Source organism: Mesorhizobium sp. M7A.F.Ca.US.006.04.2.1, assembly GCF_004022915.1.
Taxonomy (GTDB): Bacteria; Pseudomonadota; Alphaproteobacteria; order Rhizobiales; family Rhizobiaceae; genus Mesorhizobium; species Mesorhizobium ciceri.
This window is the reverse complement of record NZ_RZQA01001290.1, coordinates 1-1,177: the sequence shown is the minus strand read 5'-3', so window position 1 is coordinate 1,177 and position 1,177 is coordinate 1. Positions and strand designations below refer to the sequence as shown.

Annotated in this window: 1 protein-coding gene; it reads left to right on the top strand. The window is 60.7% G+C overall.

Annotation, left to right across the window (positions count from 1 at the left end; translation table 11 throughout):
• The coding region (locus tag EN925_RS36720; protein WP_164894700.1) for a PQQ-binding-like beta-propeller repeat protein at nucleotides 1-1,177 on the top strand (1,177 nt) is incomplete at both ends.

Genomic DNA, 1,177 nt, shown 5'->3' with positions numbered 1-1,177 from the left:
GCCTTCACCTTCTCGACCGGCGTAAACAAGGGCCAGGAAGCAGCGCCGCTGGTCGTCGGCAACAACATGTACATCGTCACGCCCTTTCCCAACATCGTCTACGCGCTCGACCTTTCCAGGCCGGGCGCGCCGATGAAGTGGAAGTACGAGCCCAACCCCGAGCCGGCGGCACAAGGAGTGGCCTGCTGCGATGTCGTCAACCGCGGAGCGGCCTTCGCCAACGGACGCATCTTCTTCAACACGCTGGACGGCCACACGATCGCGCTCGATGCCAATACGGGCAAGCCGATCTGGAACACTCATATCGGCAACATCAACATCGGCGAGACCATCACCATGGCGCCGCTGGTGGTGAAGGGCAAAGTTCTGGTCGGCAATTCCGGCGGCGAAATGGGCGTCCGCGGCTGGGTCAAGGCGCTGGATGCCGGAGACGGGCATGTTGTCTGGACGGCTTATGGCACTGGACCCGACAAGGATGTGCTGATCGGCCCGGACTTCAAGCCCCACTACGACATGGACAGGGGCACAGACCTTGGCGTGACGACATGGCCACCGGAAGCCTGGAAGATCGGCGGCGGCAATATGTGGGGCTGGATCTCCTACGATCCGGAGTTGAACCTGATCTTCCACGGCACGGGCAATCCAGGACCGTGGAATCCGGATTTGCGGCCAGGCGACAACAAATGGACATCCGGTATTTTCGCGCGTGACGCCGATACCGGAGCGGCGAAGTGGTTCTATCAGTGGAGCCCGCATGACCTCCATGACTATGACGGCATCAACGAGCAGATCCTTCTGGACATGACCTGGCAAGGCAAGCCGCGCAAGGTCCTTGTCCGACCGGAACGCAACGGCTACCTCTATATCCTCGATCGGACCACTGGAGAGGTGCTATCGGCCACAGCCTATGGCCCGGTCAATTCCAGCAAAGGCGTCGATCTGAAGACCGGCCGCCTGATTGCAAACCCTGACAAGAGAACCGGCACCGGCAAGGTGGTCCGAGACATTTGTCCGACGGCATCCGGCCTCAAGGACTGGCAGCCATCGGCGTTTTCGCCGAGGACCGGCCTGCTCTATATCCCCCACAACAATCTCTGCATGGATGAAGAAGGCGTCGAGGTAAACTACATCGCAGGCACGCCCTATGTCGGCATGAACGTACGCATGATCCCCGGGC